General features: G+C 67.1%; 3 protein-coding genes. All 3 read left to right on the top strand.

Annotated elements, in window-relative coordinates:
• Positions 1 to 693, top strand: a 693-nt coding sequence (locus tag VFG33_RS29100; RefSeq protein WP_325056176.1) for an MBL fold metallo-hydrolase, incomplete at its 5' end; no start/stop codon positions are given.
• Positions 690 to 1,793, top strand: coding sequence for an NAD(P)-dependent alcohol dehydrogenase (locus VFG33_RS29095; RefSeq protein ID WP_325056175.1), 1,104 nt, complete (start codon positions 690 to 692; stop codon positions 1,791 to 1,793). The genes VFG33_RS29100 and VFG33_RS29095, both read left to right, overlap by 4 nt.
• A 20-nt stretch (positions 1,794 to 1,813) precedes the next feature.
• A complete protein-coding gene (locus VFG33_RS29090; RefSeq protein WP_325056174.1) occupies positions 1,814 to 2,359 on the top strand; it encodes a VOC family protein in 546 nt (181 codons plus the stop codon).
• The last annotated feature ends 102 nt before the right edge of the window (positions 2,360 to 2,461 follow it).

The raw sequence follows: 2,461 nt of genomic DNA, 5'->3' as shown, positions 1-2,461 counted from the left end.
ACCGTCTGGGCGGACCTGCCCGGCACCATCGACAGCGACGGGCTGCTGCCAGTGCCGTTCGGCGAATTCCTGGCCACCGACCACCAGGGCCACCGGGTCGTCTTCGACCTTGGCGGCGGGTTCGCCCCCCAGTTGGTGCCGGGCGGCGACCGCCCTGCGGTCTGCGAGCTCCTGCCCGACCGGTTGGAGGAACTGGGCTGCCCGCTCGACTCCGTCACCGATGTGGTTCTCAGTCACCTTCACATCGACCACGTGGGCTGGGCCTCGACCGGGGGCGTTCCGACCTTCCCTCAGGCCAGGCACCACATCCACGCCGCGGACTGGAAGCACTTCGTGGACGGGGACGCCGATGACGCCGTACGCCGCAAGGTCGCTCCACTGAGCGAGGTGGCCCTGCGCTGGGATGGTGATTCCATCGAGCTGTTCGACTGGCTGCGCCTCGTTCACGCGCCAGGCCATACGCCGGGCGCCTCGGTCGCGTTGATCGAGTCGGAGGGTCAGAGCCTGGCCCTGGTCGGTGACCTCTTTCACCACCCGGCGGCCCTGGACCACCCGCAGTGGCGGTGTGGTTTCGACTGGGATGCGGAAGCCGCGGCGACCGCCCGTGAGGAATGGCTGGCCAGGTTGCGGACAACAGGCACGCCGCTGGTCGGGCCGCACTTTCCGGATCTCGCACCGGTGGCACTGCGATGACCCGCGTGAAGGCAGCGGTGTGCCGGGCGGGAGGAGATCTCTTCCAGCTGGAAGAGCTGGAGATCGAGGATCCCCGGCCGGAAGAGGTTCTGGTGCGCTTCACTGCGGCCGGCGTGTGTCACACAGACCTGGAGGTCGCGGCCGGACGGATGCCGACTCCGTTCCCTGTTGTCGCCGGGCATGAAGGCGCCGGCGTGGTCGAGGCGGTCGGCTCAGCTGTCAGTGGGTTCAGCCCGGGGGATCGGGTGGTGGCCAGCTTCAGCTTCTGCGGTACCTGCCGGAACTGTTTGAGCGGTCTGCCTGCCTACTGTCCGCTGCACTTCCCGTTGAACTTCGGTGCGGGGCGACTCGATGGTTCCGTCGGACTGCGCAGCGTCTCTGGTGAGGCTGTGCACGACCACTTCTTCGGCCAGTCGTCCTTCGCCGGCGCAGGGCTTTGCCGGCCCAGCAGCCTGGTGAAGATCCCTGATGTCGCTGAGCCCGATCACGTGCTCGCGCCACTGGGCTGCGGCATCATCACCGGCGCGGGCGCAGTGTGGAACGTGCTGAAAGTGTCGCCTGGCAGCACAGTGGCGGTCTTCGGCGCCGGAGCCGTGGGACTGAGCGCGGTGATGGCAGCCGCGGCGGCCGGCGCCGCGCGGATCATCGTGAGTGACCTGCACCTGTCGAGGCTCGAGTTGGCCGCTGCGCTGGGCGCAACCGACGTGTTCGACGCGGCCGACGGCAACAGCGTCGACAACGTCCGCGAGCTGACCGGCGGAAGCGGTGTCGAGTTCAGCGTGGAGTCCACCGGCGTACCCGAGGTGATGTCGCAAGCCGTGGCAGCTCTCGCCCCACTGGGAAGTGCGGCGATCCTCGGTGTCGCTCCGGACGCGGATCTCCGGACGAACTCCTTCGCGCTGCTGGAGGGACGCAGCGTGACCGGGTCCATCGTCGGTCACCAAGCGCCGGCGGTTCTGGTTCCGCGCATTCTCGAACTGCACCGCCAGGGCCGCTTTCCCCTCGAGGCGATGGTGCGCACCTATCCGCTGGACGAGATCGGTAAGGCCGTTGACGACGTGTTGTCCGGGGCGACGGTCAAGGCCGTCCTGCTCCACTGACCATTCAGGAAGGACAAGCAATGGCAGGGATTCGACTGTCCGAAGTGGTTCTGCGGACCACCGGCTATGACCGGCTCTGCGACTTCTATTCACTGCTGCTGGGCCAGCCGCGCAGTGTGGAGATGACGCCGCCGCCGTCGGACGATCCGGACGAACCGTCGCGGATCTGCTTCTTCGACTTCTACTTCGATCCGCCTTACACAGAACGGATCGCCGTCTTCGAATGCCAGGACGTCGGCTCCGGTCCGTCCTCGCAAGGACTCCACCATTTCCAGCTGCGGACGCCGTCTCTCGGGGCGCTGGTTGATCTCTACCGAACGCTCAAAGACAGCGGCCATCTCCCGATAGAGGCCTCCAACCACGGACCGGGGACGAGCTTCTACTACCGGGATCCGGACGGCAACAGGATCGAGCTCTCCTCGCTGAACTTCACCTCCCGGCAGGAGCTGCGGGACTTCATGGCGACCGATGAGTTCAAGAGCAACCCCAACGGCTTCCCGCTCGACCCGGATCGGCTGGCAGCTGCCGAGGAAGCCGACCTGAGCGAACTGATCTGGCAGCGGTGAGCATGGTTTCGGAGCCGGGTCCCACCGGCGACATCAGCAGTTCGGCGTACGACGTGGTCGTGGTCGGCGGTGGTCCCGTCGGGGTGGCGACCGCGATCGAAC

This window comes from Kribbella sp., assembly GCF_035687465.1.
Lineage (GTDB): Bacteria > Actinomycetota > Actinomycetes > Propionibacteriales > Kribbellaceae > Kribbella.
Note: the sequence above shows the minus strand (reverse complement) of the source record. Positions and strands in the feature narration are given on the sequence as shown.

What these genes read in the sequence shown, in the direction of transcription:
- VFG33_RS29095 (WP_325056175.1), top strand. Translation starts at nt 690, where the DNA reads ATGACCCGCGTGAAGGCAGCGGTGTGCCGGGCGGGAGGAGATCTCTTC.
- VFG33_RS29090 (WP_325056174.1), top strand. Translation starts at nt 1,814, where the DNA reads ATGGCAGGGATTCGACTGTCCGAAGTGGTTCTGCGGACCACCGGCTAT.